A 15,136-nucleotide genomic window follows, 5' to 3' on the forward strand; every position below is an offset into this window, starting at 1 on the left:
TGACTTGGCTCGTTATACAGAATCCGTATGCCGACTCTGCCGTCGGGAGAACTTGAAGCTATTTCTCAAAGGAGATCGCTGCTACTCGGATAAGTGTGCCTTTGAGCGCCGCAGCTACCCGCCCGGTCAACATGGCCAGGGCCGGAGCAAGTTTTCGGACTATGGTTTACAGTTGCGCGAGAAACAGAAAGTAAAACGAATGTACGGCATGCTCGAGCGACAGTTTCGAAATTACTTTCACAAGGCAGAACGTCAGAAGGGGGTAACCGGAACTAATCTTCTCATACTTCTCGAGCGCCGTCTCGACAACGTGGTGTACCGCCTTGGTTTCGCCAATTCCAGATCCCAGGCAAGACAGCTGGTTCGTCACAACCATATGCTGGTGAATGGCAGACGGGTCAATATCCCCTCATATCTGGTGAAGGTAGGCGACATTGTCGAGGTAAAGGAGAAGAGTCGGGCCATGGTGCCCATTGTGGAAGCAATGGAGGCGGTTGCTCGTCGCGGGGTGCCCCAGTGGCTTGAGCTTGACAAAGATACCTTTAAAGGCACGGTGAAATCCTTCCCGTCCAGGGAAGAGTTGACAATGCCCATCCAAGAACAGCTCATCGTGGAGCTCTATTCCAAATAAATCTCTGAGCCTGATGCACTTCTCAGGAGGAATAACTGCCCGCAGCCAGCATGTGAGTCATCAGGACAGAGGTTTATATGAGAGGAGGCGCCATGGAAAGAAATTGGCGTGAATTGATCAGGCCCAAGCGGCTGGAGCTGGACGAGAAAACCGCGTCACGGTCTTATGGAAAATTTTCTTGCGAACCCCTGGAGCGCGGTTTCGGAATTACCCTGGGCAATGCCTTGCGCAGAGTGCTGCTGTCCTCCTTGCAGGGGGCTGCCATCACCTCGGTGAAAATCGATTCTGTACTGCACGAGTTTTCCTCTATCACCGGGGTCCGCGAGGACGTCACTGACATCATCCTCAATCTGAAAGAAGTAAGGCTCAAACTCCATGGCGAAGAACCGCGGACAATCACGGTGGAAAAAACAGGAGACGGCGTTCTCACTGCGGGTGATTTTAGCTGCCCCCCGGAGGTGGAGATTCTCAATCCCGAGCAGCACATTGCCACTTTGTCCAAGGACGGCAAGTTGCGCATGGAAATGCAGGTGAAGATGGGCAAAGGCTATGTGCCAGCTGAACGCAACACGGAAGAAGACGCTCCCATCGGGGTGATCCCCATGGACGCAATTTTCTCTCCTATCCGCAAAGTGAACTATGTGGTTACCCAGGCACGAGTCGGCCAGATAACCGACTACGACAAGCTCACCATGGAGGTGTGGACAGACGGCAGCGTGCTGCCAGAGGATGCCATTGCCTACGCAGCCAAGATTCTCAAAGAACAATTGACCATCTTTATCAACTTCGATGAAGAGCTCGAGCCTCAGGTGGAAGAAGAGGTAGAAGAGGAACAACCTCTGAACGACAACCTGTTCCGGACTGTAGAGGAGCTCGAACTTTCAGTGCGTTCCGCCAACTGTCTCAAGAATGCCAACATCCGCTACATTGGAGAGCTTGTCCAGAAAACGGAAGCGGAGATGCTGAAGACCAAGAACTTCGGTCGCAAGTCCCTGAATGAGATCAAGGAGATTCTCACAGAAATGGGTCTCTCTCTGGGGATGAAAATAGAGAACTTCCCATCGCGGGAGGAGATCGAAGAGAGAAAGGAACAGGAGTAGATGAGACACCGGAAGAGCGGCAGAAAGCTCAATCGCACCTCCAGTCATCGGCTGGCTATGTTTCGCAACATGGTCACTTCGCTGCTGGAACATGAGCGAATTTATACCACTACGGCCAAGGCGAAAGAGATTCGCAGATGGGCTGACTGGATGATCACCCTGGGCAAACGCGGCGATCTGCATGCCAGGCGGCAGGCCCTACAGGTGGTGAGAGACAAGAAGATTGTTCACAAGCTTTTTGACGATCTGGCGCGGCGATATCAGGCGAGAGCAGGCGGCTATACCCGCATTGTAAAAGTAGGGTTTCGCCCGGGAGACGGTGCGCCACTCAGTCTGGTTGAACTGGTCAGTGGTGAAACTCCCAAGAAGAGGAAGAAAAAGAAGCGCAAGGTGAAAAAAGAAAAAGCTGCTGTGCAGGCGGCCCCGGCTGAGGCGCCAGCTGAACAGGAGGCGCCTGCAGAGGCCGAGGAGGTGCAGGCCGCGGCAGAAAGTGAATCGCAGCCGGCAGAGGAAGAAAAGGCGGCTGAAGAAGCAGCAGCTGAACCGGAAGGTAAATCCCCTGACGAGTCAAAGAAAGAGGAAGAAGCCTCTGCAGAGGTCGAACAGGAAGAAGACAAGAAATAACAGACCCTGACAGGCAAGCCATGTCAGGGTGGGGCAATCTCTCAGCGGGGATTGCTCTTTTTTTTTGGGGGCGCGGTCCTGCGCTGCTTGCCAGGCAGCGGCCTGACAAAAGGAAAATGCTTGCATATTGACGAAACAGGTGTATCTTTTTTCATGATGAGGAGGCTCAGGCTAATTGAGTCCACCAGTAGGGGATGCTGGCCAGAGCCTGCCGCTGCTGGGGGAGCCAGATGTGCGCACGCAGGCGAATCATGGCGCGGCAACGGCCGCTATGGCGGCAAACAACTCTCAAAACCGGGGCCTGGCAAGAGAAATCCGGGCCGGCGAAAAAAAGGGGGAGAATCATGGCTGAGGTGGAAGTCGGGATTGTCAAGAAGTTTTTCGCCAAGCCGAGTGTGGCGGCCATAGAGGTCAAGGGTGAGGGGATCAAGGTTGGCGACATGCTGCACTTCAAAGGTCATACCACAGACTTCAGCCAGCAAGTGGCAAGCATGCAGGAAGAGAATAAGGCTATCGACAAAGCAGCGCCAGGGCAGCTGGTTGGCGTCCAGGTAAAAGAGAGGGTGCGAGAGAACGATATTGTCTACAAGGTGATTGACTGAGTACTGCCCCGGCCGCGCCGCGTGGGCAACAAAGGTGGGCGGTCGCCTCTGCTGTTCCCGGAGAAAGACTTGCGCTGCTTTTCTGGTCCACGGCGGCGGCTGACCTCAGAGCTTGAGCTCTCCGTCGGCAACTCTCTGCAATCGCTCGCAATCGAGCAGCTGCACCTGATTGCGCCCCACCTTCAACAGTTGCTGCTGCTGCAGCCGGCGAAAGGTCCGGGAGAGCGTCTCACTTACTGTGCCCAGACGGGAAGCGAGAGTAGATTTGCTGGTTTCCAGGGCTACTGAGATGCCGTCTGTCACCTGGCCGTGCTGCTGGCGCGCCCGGGCGAGAAGATGCCGGCACAGCCTCGCTGCCACTTCCCGGAGCGACAGGTCCTCTATGCTGATGTTCAGTCTCTGCAACAGTTCAGCCATGGTGGCAATCATGTTGAGGGCCAGCTGGGGCGTGCGCTCCACCAGGCTGCCGAACTCCTCCTTGCCAAAAAATACCAGGCGGCCGGCAGCAATAGACTCGGCGTACACCGGGTAGGTGCCTCCAGAAAAGGCAGCTGCCTCCGCAAAGGTCTGTCCAGGCCTCACCATTCGCAGCACGTATTCCTTGCCGTCGGCCGATATTTTTGAAAGCTTGATTTTCCCCTGCAACAGGACAAAGAATCCTCGAGCTGGTTCTCCTGCGGCAAACAGCATTTCACCAGGGGCCAGTTGTCTTAGCCTGGCTATGCCTGCCAGGGCCTGCAGGTGTTCAGGGGAGAGATCCCGAAACAGCTCGGCGCTGCGCAATTCCTGGACAAGTTGCTCTCGTTTCATAATTATTTCCAGCTAATAGCGAACCGTTTTCTTGCGGCGCACCACTATGGCGGCGCCAATTCCCTGGCCCAGAAGTCGAGCCGCCTCGCCGTTGCGCACCGCCACCTCGAGATAGCCGCAGCTTCCTTTCAAGGCAAAGGGTTCCGCCAGGGGGGCCTGCTCATAGGTGAGGGGGCCTGTGAGCACAGGGCGGTCAGCCACCCGCACCTCCCAGTGGACGAGTTCTTCGGCAGGAAAATCTGCCGGACAGAGAATGTTGGAGATGAGATTGCCAAAGCGATCGATGTGGAGAACCTGGCCCTTGACCTCCTGCTGTTCTCTAGAGAGCATGGCAAGCGGACTCGTGCCTCGATAAGGGAACTCGCTTCCCAGCCTGGCCAACGGCAAGCCGAGAGAGAGGTGGCCGGCAACAGGTGCGAAGATGTCACGGGCGTGGAAGGTGGCGCTAACCCGAGGCAGCCAGTAACTGGAATTTTCCAGGGCCACCACCCGGCGGGGAGGCTCCAGGGCAAAGACCAGATCGAAGATGCCGTTGTCGGGGCCGACAAAGAAGAATTGCCCACTGACGGCTGCCAGGCCCCGCCGCTTTCCTCCCACCCCGGGGTCCACTACGGCCAGGTGTATGGTCTGCGGTGGAAAGCAGTGAAAACTCGAGGCCAGCACAAAGCCGCCCTGGACGATATTGTGGGCGGCGATCTCGTGGGTGATGTCTACGAGACGAATCTGCGGATTGATGCGCAGCAGGGTCCCTTTTACAGCGGCCACGTAGTGGTCTCGGGTGCCAAAATCTGTGAGCAGAGTTACGATTCTTGCCATGGTGACGACTCGCTGCAGGAGAAGCCGGTGCTCCAGCAGCCGCCCTGTTGCCGGTTACGCCGAAAAGAGGTGCTGCATAATAGTCAGGGCGGCTTCTATGTCTGCAGAGCTCACGTCGAGATGAGTTACAGCCCGCACCGTCCTTGGTCCGAAGGGAATCATCAACACGCCCTGTGCAGCGATTTTTTCCACGAAGTCGGCAGCGCTCAGACCGGTCTCTGTTACGTCGAACATGACGATGTTGGTGACTACCGCCTCCTCCTCCAGTTGAATGCCCGGCAGCCGGGAAAGACCTGCGGCAAGCTGCTTAGCCTTCTGGTGATCTTCGCTCAAGCGCTGTAGATTATGGTCCAGGGCATAGAGGCCGGCTGCCGCCAGAATGCCAACCTGACGCATGCCGCCGCCCAGCATTTTGCGAATCTTGCGGGCCCTGTCAATGAAGGAGACAGAGCCGCAGAGCACCGAACCTGCCGGCGCCCCGAGACCCTTGGAAAGGGACACACAGACGCTGTCAGCATAGTTGGCCAGGGCAGCAGGCTCAATGCCGCTTGCCTGGGCAGCATTGAAGAGGCGAGCACCGTCCAGGTGCACTGCCAGGCCGTGCTCCCTGGCTGTCTGGTAGATTGCCCGCAGCTCCTCCTTGGGATAGATGCTGCCGCCTCCTCGATTGTGCGAATTTTCCAGACAAACCAGCCGAGAGACCGGGTGGTGAATGTCCGGCGGCCGGATGGCAGCGGCAACCGACTCAGCGGAGAGGATGCCTCTATTTCCGGGGAGACAGCGAAACTGACCGCCGGAAATCACCGCTGTTGCGCCGCACTCGTAAAAGAAGATATGAGCATTGTCGTCGATGATCACCTCGTCGCCTGGTTGAATGTGGCTCTTTATGGCGACCTGGTTGGCCATGGTGCCCGAGGGCAGGAAAAGGCCGGCTTCCTTGCCGAGAAGCGCCGCCATTCTTTCCTGCAGGAGATTCACGGTTGGGTCCTCACCAAAGACGTCATCTCCCACCTCTGCGGCAGCCATGGCCTGCCGCATGGCCTGCTGCGGTCTGGTAACGGTATCACTGCGAAGATCTATCATTGTCTCTCTCTGCGATTGGCTCAGCTGGCATCATGTGAGCACAGTGGTTTTGCTGCTGATTTGCACCCATTAGGGTTACCACAGGTGCTGCAGTGAGTCAATTGAACAAGCTCGCTCTTGACATAACCGCCCATTTGCACTCTTATGGTTTGATCTGCTCCGGGGGGCTGCTGCTGCTCTAATTGAGGGAAAATACTTGCCCCCGGAAAGGCATGCCCAACAATTGAATGCCAATGGAGGTGAAAGATGACCTATGAGAACATTCTGTTCGAGGTGGAAGATGGCATTGCTGTTCTGACCTTCAATCGGCCTGCTGTGCTCAATGCCCTGACCGTCGGCACTATCGAGGAGCTGGGTCATGCTGTGCAGCAGGTTGCCGCCAGCGAAGAGATTAGGGTGCTCGTCCTCACCGGAGCAGGCGAGCGCGCCTTTGTTGCCGGGGCGGACATCAACGAGCTGCGATCCATGAATGCCGTGGCTGCCAGGCATTTTGCCGCGCAGGGCCAGAAGATCCTTTTCGAGCTGGAGAACCTGGCCATTCCGGTGATCGCCTCGGTAAACGGCTTTGCCCTGGGTGGAGGCTGTGAGATTGCCATGGCCTGTGATTTCATCTACGCCGCGGAAACCGCCAAATTCGGGCAGCCGGAGATCAATCTCGGCATCATTCCGGGTTTTGGTGGGACGCAGCGTCTGCTGAGACTGGTGGGCAGGGCCATGGCAAAGGAGCTCTGCCTGACTGGCGCCATGATCACCGCATCTGAAGCTAAAGAGATAGGCCTGGTGAACAGGGTGTTTCCCCTGGAGAAGCTCGGAGAGGAAACCAGAAAGGCTGCCAGCCTCATGGCTGCCAAGGGCAGGGTGGCCACCAGGGCGGTGAAGCAGGTGATCGACAGGGGCATGGATGCTGATCTGCAAACTGCCTGCGCCCTGGAGATGGAAGCATTCGCTCTTTGCTTTGCCAGCGAAGACGCCGGGGAAGGGCTGCAGGCCTTTCTGGAGAAGAGGAAGCCGAAGTTCAGCGGCACTCTGAAAAAATAGCTGGCGCGGAGCTGCGGTACTGCACACAGGGAAAGCCGCCTGCGGTGGGAACCATTCCAGACTGCTGCCGTCATGTGCCGCAGCGTTCCTACTTTGCAGATGGCAGGCGATCAGGGAGGAAAGCTTCATATGAGCAGAGTACGACAGCTGGTCATTGGTGTTGATCTGGGTGGCACCAATATCAAGATCGGCCTGGTGGATCCGCAGGAGGAACTGCTCCTGGAGCGAGCCCGGCTGAAGACTCTGGCAGAGAGAGGTCCGGAGGCCATAGTTGACGAACTCGCCGACAAGCTGCACCTCCTGCGGCAAACAGCTCATGAGCGGGGCTGGCAGGTTACCGCAGTGGGCATGGGCTCTGCCGGCGTCATCGATTCTCGCAGGGGAGTGGTCCTGACCTCTCCCAATCTCCCCGGTTGGCACGAATATCCTCTGGGGCCTCGGCTGCGGGAGCTGCTCGGTTTGCCGGTTGTAGTGGAAAATGACGTCAACTGCATTGGCTGTGGTGAGTACTGGCTCGGGGCAGGCAGGCAGCTGTCGAGGTTTGTTTGCATTGCCCTGGGCACGGGTGTGGGCGGCTGCCTCATGATTGACGGCAACATCTGGCAGGGAGAAGAGTGCAGTGCAGGGGAGATCGGCCATCTGACTATTCTTCCTGAGGGCGACAGGTGCCTCTGCGGCAATAGAGGGTGCCTGGAAACCCTGGCCTCAGCTTCATGGTTGGTCCGCAGGGCTGAAGACCGTCTGCGGCGGGGAGAGAGCAGCACTCTGGCACAGGAGCTCCACAAGCCGGCCGGGTTGAGCGCTGAAGCCATCTACCAGGCGGCAATGAAAAACGATGCACTGGCCCGGGATTTACTCGGTCTGGCGGGCAAGAGTCTGGCCATTGCCATTGCCAATGTGGTGCATCTTCTGGGAATTAGAAACACGCTAATCGTCGGCGGCATGGCCAGCGCCTGGGAGTCATTCATCGGTCCTCTTCGAGCCGAGCTGCAGGAGCGGCTCACCCTGGTGCCTGTTGACGAGGTAAGAGTTATCAGGGGACAACTGGGAGATGACGCCGGCATCCTTGGCGCTGCCTATCTGGCTTGCAGGTTGTAGGGTTGTCGGTTATCAGTTATCAGGTTCAGCAGGCAGGTTATGGCAACAGGTCGGTAGCCGCAGGCTTCAGCCTGCGTTGCCTGTCATGGAGGGGATGTTGGTTATCAGTTATCAGTTATTGGTTATCAGGTTCAGGAACCAGTCCAAGGCAACGAGATGGTAGCCGCAGGCTTCAGCCTGCGTTGCCCTGTGTTGATATCGATTCCGAAAAGCAGTTGAGCCATGGCACCATTTGTTATAGTGGCCGCAGAGGCGAAACCTGAAGATTGAGACTAACGAACGAAGGGTGAAGGGGGTGCACTTTCATTTTGCCATCAGCCGTTATCAGTTATCAGTTATCAGGTTCGGGAACCAGTTCAAGGCAACAGGTCGGTAGCCGCAGGCTTCAGCCTGCGTTGTCCTGTGTTGAAATCTATTCCGGCAAGCAATCGCGCCATGGCGCCATTGTAATACTGGCAGCTGGCTCAGCTTCAGGTTAGCCGCCAGCAATCGGCTGGTGAAAGGGGTGCACTTTCATTTTGCCATTAACCGATAACCGATAACCGACAACTGATAACGGTTTCCCACAAGGAATGAAGCGTCTCGAATTCCAAGGGTTGCAACTTGGTTGGCGATGTGTTACATATGGGCATCTAAAAGGGCCTTGGCGCCAGTGGCGACTTTTTGGACTTAACCTTGCATGTAGGGGAAGGGTTCGGAAGGAGAAACTGCATATTCAGCAAAAAAGGCAGCAAGGCCCCGCTAGAAAAAGGGGTTTTTTTGTTTTGAAAGAGAGGTGAACAGTTGAATGGCAGGTTCAGAGACTGAGTCTTTAGAGAAGAAGATAAAGAAGCTGCGTAAGGACTTTCAAAAGAATGTGCAACCTGCGCTCCGCCGGCATACCTATTACCTGAGCAAGAGCGAACGCCGGCGCATAAAGCGCAAGAAGGCAATCAAGAGAATTCAAAGGAGACAGAGGCGCTATCAGTCAGCAGCTTAGTTTTGCTATTGACTAAGAGCGGGCTGGTGTACATTGCGGGGGCGCAATTGCGCCTGAGCACTGGGTGTACACATTCTCCGACGAGCGGGGACTACTGGTTTTCGGATTTGTCGGTGCTCCAGGATTTTCGCTTCTGGAGATCGGCATATTCTTTCAATAGATAGCGAGAGGGGAATTTGGCATTGCCAAGATAGGCGAGCATGTTCCCCTTGACCCGCTGTACGAGGCCGGCAAGAACCTTCTCTACATCTCGCGCGTCCACGAAATGACGAACCTTCTCCTGGACGAACACCAGGTGGCTGCCGTAAAGGGAGGCCATTTCTTCATAGGCGTGTTCGCCATTTTGGTGGCTGGCAAAGAATTCCTGCCGGAGAGGGACCTCGATCCTCGCCTGGAGTGAGACCAGCCAGCGATCGCCAGCCAGGGGGCGTGATTGGTCGTGCAACTCCAGAGTCAAACCATTGGGTAACTCAATAGTTTCAATAAGCCTATCAGCCATGTTTGGCGCTCGCCTAGTCTCGCTGTAGGGTTGCCAGGGGCGCCTCGTGCAAGAGAACCTCTTGCCGGACGGACCAGGGGTTCTGGTGCAGCCCCAAATCTCTGCTTGCATGACATGGGGTTTTTATATCAACTGGGATATTCAGCAAGACTAGCGTAGAATCCATGTATACACAAGTGAAAATTATGCCAACCTCTGCAGGGAGTTAGCCGGGACAGGCCACTGCCAGGCGCCATGAGGATTTGCATCAGGGGCCTGTCAAATAGAAGCACGAGTAGATTATGACGACAGCACAGGGAAAACAGAAAGTATATACGGTTACCTGGCATGGCCGCGGCGGACAGGGAGGCGTGACAGCGGCCATGATTCTGGCTGAGGCTGCTTACCTGGACGGGTACCAGGGCGTGGCAGCGGCGCCTTTTTTTGGAGTCGAGCGCCGCGGCGCCCCAATCACAGCTTCAACCAGGATAGCCCGGGAGCGCTTGCGGACAGTTATTCAGGAGAAAGAGGCGGATGTGGTGCTGGTCCTGGACGAACGTTTGATTCGCACGGCCAACGTACTGGCTGGCCTGAAAAAGGAAGGGCTCCTCATTGTCAACAGCGCTCATCCGCCGGAGGCTGTATGTCAGCAGGGCGGCATAGTGGTGGCTACCTCAGATGCCAGCGGCGTGGCCAGAAAAATAGGTCTGACAGTTGCGGGGACAGTGCTGGTGAATACTGCCATGCTCGGCGCCTTCTGCCGGGCGACTGGCCTGGTTAGCATGGAAAGTCTGACAGAGGCGATCAAACAGAACTTCAATGACAGAGCAGCCAGGCTCAATATCGAGGGCGCCCGCTTGACATTTGCACAAACTCAGATTGACGGCTCGTGGCAGCCGTGACCAGGAGGCGGGCTCGGCACTGCTCCTGCGCCTGAGAGGAATTTCTCCATGGCAAAGAAAAGAGATCATTTTACCGTTGCCTGCGCCACTTTGATGCGGGGCGAAGCTGGCAAGACCGGGGAATGGCGCTTCGAACGTCCTGTAGTTGACCACAGCAAATGCATCTCGGCCAAGACAGGAAAGCAGAGCTGCTTTCTCTGCTGGCTCTACTGTCCAGAGGCCTGCATCGACAGAAAGGCGCCAGTAGAAATCGATCTTGTCTATTGCAAAGGGTGCGGCATCTGTGCAGAGGAGTGTCCTGCTGATGCCATTCACATGGAAACTGAGGAACAGTTTCTCGATGTACTATGTGACGGCGAGCATGGCCCGGGTCATGCTGCCTCTGCACAGGGCGATTGAGGCGTCCTGCAAAGCAAGTGGACATCAGCCGTATTTGCTGGTAAGGCCACGTACAAGGATATATGGTATGGGAATGGTTAAGATTTTGAACGGCAGTGAAGCGGCTGCCACCGGTGCCAGGCTCTGCCGAGTGCAGGTAGTGGCTGCCTATCCCATAACACCCCAGTCCAAGATACCCGAGACTCTGGCAAAATATGTAGAAACCGGACAGATGCAGGCCGAGTTCATTAGAGTGGAAAGTGAGCATAGCGCCCTTACCGTGTGTATTTCTGCTTCCACTGTAGGGGCGCGGGCCTTTACCGCCACTGCTGCTAATGGACTCGCCTACATGCATGAACAACTGCACTGGGCCGCAGGGGCAAGACTTCCTATTGTACTGGCCCTGGCAAACCGGGGTCTGGGTGCTCCATGGACCATTTTCAATGATATGCAGGACTCTATTTCTCAAAGAGACACTGGCTGGATGCAGGTGTACTGCAGGGACAACCAGGAAATCCTGGACAGCATTATCATGGCCTACAGGATCGCCGAACAGATCCATGTGCCAATGATGGTCTGTTTTGACGGCTTTGTGCTGTCCCATACCTCCATGCCGGTGGAGATCCCGGAGCAGTCCGAGGTTGACAGATACCTGCCGCCATATGAACCTCACATCCCAATTCACGGCAGTGAACCCATCAATGTGAATCCGGTCATGTTGGCCGAACCCAGAGCCAATGCCCAGGGGGAACTGTGTCCCAGCTACATGGGGTTTCGCTTGAGGCTGCAAGAAGCTCTGCAGGATGCCGGGGAGACCATCCTCACGGCGGCGGAGGAGTTCTACCAGGTTTTTGGCCGGGACTACCGTCATTTTGTCTGGGAATACCGTAATGACGATGCCGAAATAGTCCTCCTCACCATGGGCTCGCTGGCCAATGAAGCAGCCCTGGCCGTTGACATTCTTCGTGATAGAGGATGCAGGGCGGCGGTAGTGGCCCTGCGGCTATTTCGTCCCTTTCCCGCCGAGGAGCTGCGGCGGGCCCTGGAGAACGCCAAGCATGTTGTCGTCTTCGACAAGAATGTCAGCTACGGTCTGGAAGGCGCCACCTGCACCGAGACCAAAGCAGCGTTGTTTGACGGCGGCCTGCATCCTGTGGTGACCAACTATATCGTAGGACTGGGCGGCAAGAATGTGGACGTCGCCGACCTCACCGAGGCAACCTTGCAGGCGGTGCAGGGCAAGAATCGATCTGATGGCCCCATATGGCTGGGTGTGGCTGTGTAGGCAACAGCAGTGCCCAGGGGAGGCTTCACCCGCAGCAGCGCCCCGCGGCTTGCTCGAGACCCTGGGGCCGCATATGGTTGAGGTGAGTCAAGCGATACTGATCAATACGAATACCTATACCTGAGAACAGAGGCAGCATTATGGCCACCAACGTGTTACAGCTTCCCGAAGAGGAATACATTCTGCCAGGAACAAGGTCATGCTCGGGCTGCGGTCTGGCCCTGGCATATCGCCACATTCTCAAGGCCCTGGGGCAGAAGACCATATTGACCATACCTGCCTCCTGTCTGACGGTTCTTCACGGCCTCTACCCGAGCACTTCTGTAAAGCTTTCCAATATAAACACCGCCTTTGCCACCACGGCAGCCTCGGCGAGCGGTATTGTTGCCGCCCTCAAAGCCCTGGGGAAGACAGATTTCACCGTGGTGGGGGTGGCAGGCGACGGCGGCACCTATGACATTGGCATTCAGGCCCTGAGCGCAGCTGCGGAGCGCAACACAGATTTCATCTATATCTGCTACGACAACGAGGGCTACATGAATACCGGCACCCAGCGCTCCAGCGCTACCCCCATGGGCGCCTTTACCACCACAACGCCAACCACCAAGCTGGAGCACAAGAAAGATATGCTGGCCATCATGGAAGCGCACGGCATTCCTTATATTGCCTCAGCCTCGGCAGCATACCCTCTCGATCTCTATGACAAGGTCAAAAAGGCAAAGACTATCCGCGGCACCCGTTTCATCCTGGTCAACGTGCCCTGCTCACCAGGCTGGGGCTTTCCGACCCGGGATGTGGTAAAGCTGGGGAAGCTGGCGATTGACACTGCCATGTGCGTGCTCCACGAGGTGGAAGACGGCGTGTTCCGGCTCACCGGCAGGAGCCGGGCCATGGCGAGGAGCAGCAAGAAAAAGCCCGTTGCCGACTATTTGAAGATGCAGGGCCGCTTTCGCCACATCGACGCCGAACACATTGATCTGCTCCAGGAGTGGCTGGATCAGCGCTGGACTCGTTATGTGGCCAGACACCAACTCTGCGAAGGCGGCGCTGAGGCCAGCAAGGCAGGAGAATGAAGCTAGTGTCTGCGCCCCATGCTGAGGTATTCCCCGGCTGCTTAGAACGCTTCTTGATCCGTACGCGTCATCTGCGAGCCCTTGAACTGGCGGGACAGGAGCGGGCGGCAAGAGATGTGCGTGCCGCCTGGCAGGAGTCGCTGCACAATCTGGCAGCCATCTATCAGGAGATCGAACAACAGCTTGTGGTGGCCGAGGCCCTGACAGATCCTTACTTTCCTTTAAATAAGCTCGGCCTTCTGAACATCGAGAACTTTACCACAGATCCCCGCTCCACTCATCTAAGCCAGGAACAGCTGTCAGAGGCAATGATCAGGCACCTTTACCAGTGGGCCGTCATTTTTCTCACGATCCGACGCGACATCAGAGCCCTCAGTAGATCCCGGCAGATAGGCACCATGAGCCTCACAGGCTCACCTGCAGAGCAGCTGCCAGAGGCGGGCTGGTGCGACTATTGCGGCTGCTGCTGTGAAATCCCCGGCGGCTTGCCCGAATTCAGCGGCGGCTTTGCCCCACCGCAGCAGTGGCTCTTCTACTACAATGGCGACGGTTGCACCTACCAGCGGTTCTGCCCCTTCCTGTTCGAGTATTTTGCCAGCGGCAGGTTCTTTTGCTCTATCTATCTGGTGAAACCGGTGGGATGCTGGGCCTTTGACCGTGAGGAATGCAGTTTTCTCAAAAGAGATCTCGCCAGAGAAGGTGTTGCCGGTTCTGCTGGCATATCAGCTGCCTGATGTGCCGCAGTCGACCGTCGCCACACCTGCGGGGCAGGGGCCTCCAGGAACAATCTTGCCAGCCAGGGATTTTTGCAGCAATGACAATTGCTGTTTTAATTGCAGGCCTTTCGTTTCAGGCAGCACGACTGGTTGCAGAATATGACAGTTCTCAGATATCTGGCTGGCATTGTCTTTCTCATCCTGGGGGTAATCGGCCTTTTTCTGCCCATCCTGCAAGGGGTGTTCTTTATCCTGGTGGGTCTGCTGCTGCTTTTTCCTCGCAACCCCTATGTCTGGAAGCTGATGGAGAGCGCCAGAGTCCGCTACCCCAGGCAGACCGCGCGGCTGGAAGATTGGCTGCAGGAGGTGAAGAAAAAACTGCGCCAGGCTAGAGCACTGTTTCGATAAACGGCCTCTGCGGTCCACAGGTCTGAGAAGGCGTCCGGATTACCATGGCCAGCCACCATCTCACGAGCCCAGGTCTTTGTCTCCGGGAGCAAGACAGAGTTTCACTTCCCCTCTGCTTGTGATATAAGGTCGCACAGGGAGACTGGCTCGAAAGAGAGACATCGCCTTCCTCGAATGCCTCGGCTGCAGCGAAACACAAGCCTCGGGTGAATTGCAATGATTGCCGCTGACCTTTACCTGAACACCATAGACTTTCTGAAATACCTGCCTGGCACCGACTGCCAGGAGTGTGGGGATTATTCTTGTGGGGAGTTTCTCCAGAAGCTGAAAAAGGGGCTGACCTCTCCAGAAAAATGTCCTGCCCTCGAGCTGAATCAGGTTCGAGCTTTTTCCCTGGCCCTCGAGGCCGAGCATATCCTGCCGCAGGTACCTGCTCTGGATCTGCCTCGACCAGCTCCTGCGGGACTGCTGGAAATAAACAATCCAGACGAGCTGAGTTCAGTTGTCATTTCAGGCAACAGCGAGTTTACCCAGGAGATAGTCACTGCCATTATGGCCTGCACCACGAGCCCCTTCTGGGTGCTGTTCGTGGACTGCCGTGGTGACACCGTGGACATGGCCATGATCTATCACTCCCTGACCGTTGCCGGCATCCGGAAGTCTCTGCCGGAAACCCTGGCCGAGCATCTCCAGGGGCAGCTCATTCTTCCAGGCTTTGCCCGCAGTCTGGCAGGAGAGCTGGCTGGCACAACCGGCTGTGAAGTGACGGTGGGGCCAAGATGCATTGTTGAACTGCCCCTGTTCCTGGGAGAACAATGGCAAGTGGCAGGGGATGTTCATTGACACCAGGTCGTGCAGATGGGTATACTTTTTTTAAGGTTGTCTCTGAAGAGAGCAGCCGACGGGGGTGTGCAAAACAGCAAGACTGAGGGAGGTGACAGCATGCCAACGTATGAGTATCTTTGTCAGAACTGCAACAAGGATTTTTCGGTTGTTATGTCGATAAGCCAGTATGAACAGGGGAAGGTCAAGTGTCCGGAGTGCGGCAAAGAGGAGGTAAAGCAGCAGGTTACTCCCTTTGTGGCCCAGACATCCAGAAAGAGTTGACCGAAGGG

Annotated in this window: 20 protein-coding genes; 16 read left to right on the forward strand and 4 right to left on the reverse strand. The window is 56.4% G+C overall.

Annotated elements, in window-relative coordinates; genetic code table 11:
* Positions 1–4: 4 nt before the first annotated feature.
* The 5 genes from rpsD to JRI89_03750 all read left to right on the forward strand — a co-directional run bounded on the left by rpsD (position 5) and on the right by JRI89_03750 (position 2,957).
* The gene (rpsD, locus tag JRI89_03730) at positions 5–631 is read left to right on the forward strand and encodes a 30S ribosomal protein S4 (protein ID MBW2070345.1); all 627 of its coding nucleotides are present in this window, start codon (positions 5–7) and stop codon (positions 629–631) included.
* Positions 632–723: 92 nt separating this feature from the next.
* Positions 724–1,731 (forward strand): DNA-directed RNA polymerase subunit alpha, encoded by a 1,008-nt coding sequence (locus JRI89_03735; GenBank protein ID MBW2070346.1) that lies wholly within the window; start codon positions 724–726, stop codon positions 1,729–1,731.
* Positions 1,732–2,355, forward strand: a complete 624-nt coding sequence (rplQ, locus tag JRI89_03740; protein ID MBW2070347.1) for a 50S ribosomal protein L17 — start codon at positions 1,732–1,734, stop codon at positions 2,353–2,355.
* Between the two features lie 175 nt (positions 2,356–2,530).
* On the forward strand, positions 2,531–2,707 hold the full coding sequence (locus JRI89_03745) for a hypothetical protein (GenBank protein MBW2070348.1): 177 nt from the start codon (positions 2,531–2,533) through the stop codon (positions 2,705–2,707).
* Positions 2,700–2,957: a translation elongation factor-like protein gene (locus JRI89_03750; protein ID MBW2070349.1), complete on the forward strand. Its 258-nt coding sequence runs from the start codon at positions 2,700–2,702 to the stop codon at positions 2,955–2,957. The genes JRI89_03745 and JRI89_03750 overlap by 8 nt, the downstream gene beginning before the upstream one ends.
* Before the next feature lie 105 nt (positions 2,958–3,062).
* On the opposite strand, the gene JRI89_03755 is transcribed toward JRI89_03750, so the two are convergent.
* From JRI89_03755 to ltaE, 3 genes are read right to left on the reverse strand one after another with little or no spacing between them, the layout of a single operon-like run.
* Positions 3,063–3,767, reverse strand: coding sequence for a Crp/Fnr family transcriptional regulator (locus JRI89_03755; GenBank protein ID MBW2070350.1), 705 nt, complete (start codon positions 3,765–3,767; stop codon positions 3,063–3,065).
* A 12-nt stretch (positions 3,768–3,779) separates the two neighbouring features.
* Positions 3,780–4,583: an SAM-dependent chlorinase/fluorinase gene (locus tag JRI89_03760; GenBank protein ID MBW2070351.1), complete on the reverse strand. Its 804-nt coding sequence runs from the start codon at positions 4,581–4,583 to the stop codon at positions 3,780–3,782.
* A 54-nt stretch (positions 4,584–4,637) separates the two neighbouring features.
* Entirely contained in the window at positions 4,638–5,666 is a 1,029-nt protein-coding gene (gene ltaE, locus JRI89_03765; GenBank protein ID MBW2070352.1) for a low-specificity L-threonine aldolase, read from the reverse strand.
* Between the two features lie 246 nt (positions 5,667–5,912).
* Here ltaE and JRI89_03770 point away from each other — a divergent pair, with 246 nt between their 5' ends.
* The 3 genes from JRI89_03770 (at position 5,913) to rpsU (ending at position 8,781) form a co-directional block, all read left to right on the forward strand.
* Positions 5,913–6,704, forward strand: coding sequence for an enoyl-CoA hydratase/isomerase family protein (locus tag JRI89_03770; protein ID MBW2070353.1), 792 nt, complete (start codon positions 5,913–5,915; stop codon positions 6,702–6,704).
* Positions 6,705–6,833: 129 nt separating this feature from the next.
* On the forward strand, positions 6,834–7,802 hold the full coding sequence (locus JRI89_03775; protein ID MBW2070354.1) for an ROK family protein: 969 nt from the start codon (positions 6,834–6,836) through the stop codon (positions 7,800–7,802).
* Between the two features lie 787 nt (positions 7,803–8,589).
* Positions 8,590–8,781 carry a 30S ribosomal protein S21 gene (gene rpsU / locus JRI89_03780; GenBank protein MBW2070355.1) on the forward strand — a complete coding sequence of 64 codons (192 nt, stop codon included), beginning with the start codon at positions 8,590–8,592 and terminating at the stop codon, positions 8,779–8,781.
* 91 nt (positions 8,782–8,872) lie between these two features.
* On the opposite strand, the gene JRI89_03785 is transcribed toward rpsU, so the two are convergent.
* The gene (locus JRI89_03785; protein ID MBW2070356.1) at positions 8,873–9,280 is read right to left on the reverse strand and encodes a hypothetical protein; all 408 of its coding nucleotides are present in this window, start codon (positions 9,278–9,280) and stop codon (positions 8,873–8,875) included.
* A 281-nt stretch (positions 9,281–9,561) separates the two neighbouring features.
* On the opposite strand from JRI89_03785, the gene JRI89_03790 reads away from it, so the two are divergent.
* From JRI89_03790 to JRI89_03825, 8 genes are all read left to right on the forward strand, one after another.
* Positions 9,562–10,161 (forward strand): 2-oxoacid:acceptor oxidoreductase family protein, encoded by a 600-nt coding sequence (locus JRI89_03790; protein ID MBW2070357.1) that lies wholly within the window; start codon positions 9,562–9,564, stop codon positions 10,159–10,161.
* A 48-nt stretch (positions 10,162–10,209) separates the two neighbouring features.
* The gene (locus JRI89_03795; protein MBW2070358.1) at positions 10,210–10,560 is read left to right on the forward strand and encodes a 4Fe-4S binding protein; all 351 of its coding nucleotides are present in this window, start codon (positions 10,210–10,212) and stop codon (positions 10,558–10,560) included.
* 67 nt (positions 10,561–10,627) lie between these two features.
* Positions 10,628–11,824, forward strand: a complete 1,197-nt coding sequence (locus JRI89_03800; GenBank protein MBW2070359.1) for a pyruvate ferredoxin oxidoreductase — start codon at positions 10,628–10,630, stop codon at positions 11,822–11,824.
* A 140-nt stretch (positions 11,825–11,964) separates the two neighbouring features.
* Positions 11,965–12,897 (forward strand): pyruvate synthase subunit beta, encoded by a 933-nt coding sequence (locus JRI89_03805; protein ID MBW2070360.1) that lies wholly within the window; start codon positions 11,965–11,967, stop codon positions 12,895–12,897.
* Positions 12,894–13,631, forward strand: a complete 738-nt coding sequence (locus tag JRI89_03810) for a hypothetical protein (protein MBW2070361.1) — start codon at positions 12,894–12,896, stop codon at positions 13,629–13,631. Before JRI89_03805 ends, JRI89_03810 begins: the two co-directional genes overlap by 4 nt.
* Before the next feature lie 141 nt (positions 13,632–13,772).
* Positions 13,773–14,021 carry a hypothetical protein gene (locus JRI89_03815; GenBank protein ID MBW2070362.1) on the forward strand — a complete coding sequence of 83 codons (249 nt, stop codon included), beginning with the start codon at positions 13,773–13,775 and terminating at the stop codon, positions 14,019–14,021.
* A gap of 216 nt (positions 14,022–14,237) precedes the next feature.
* Positions 14,238–14,864 carry a hypothetical protein gene (locus tag JRI89_03820; protein ID MBW2070363.1) on the forward strand — a complete coding sequence of 209 codons (627 nt, stop codon included), beginning with the start codon at positions 14,238–14,240 and terminating at the stop codon, positions 14,862–14,864.
* Positions 14,865–14,963: 99 nt separating this feature from the next.
* A complete protein-coding gene (locus JRI89_03825) occupies positions 14,964–15,128 on the forward strand; it encodes a zinc ribbon domain-containing protein (GenBank protein ID MBW2070364.1) in 165 nt (54 codons plus the stop codon).
* Positions 15,129–15,136 lie beyond the last annotated feature (8 nt).

This window comes from Deltaproteobacteria bacterium, from assembly GCA_019309045.1.
Lineage (GTDB): Bacteria > Desulfobacterota > Syntrophobacteria > BM002 > BM002 > JAFDGZ01.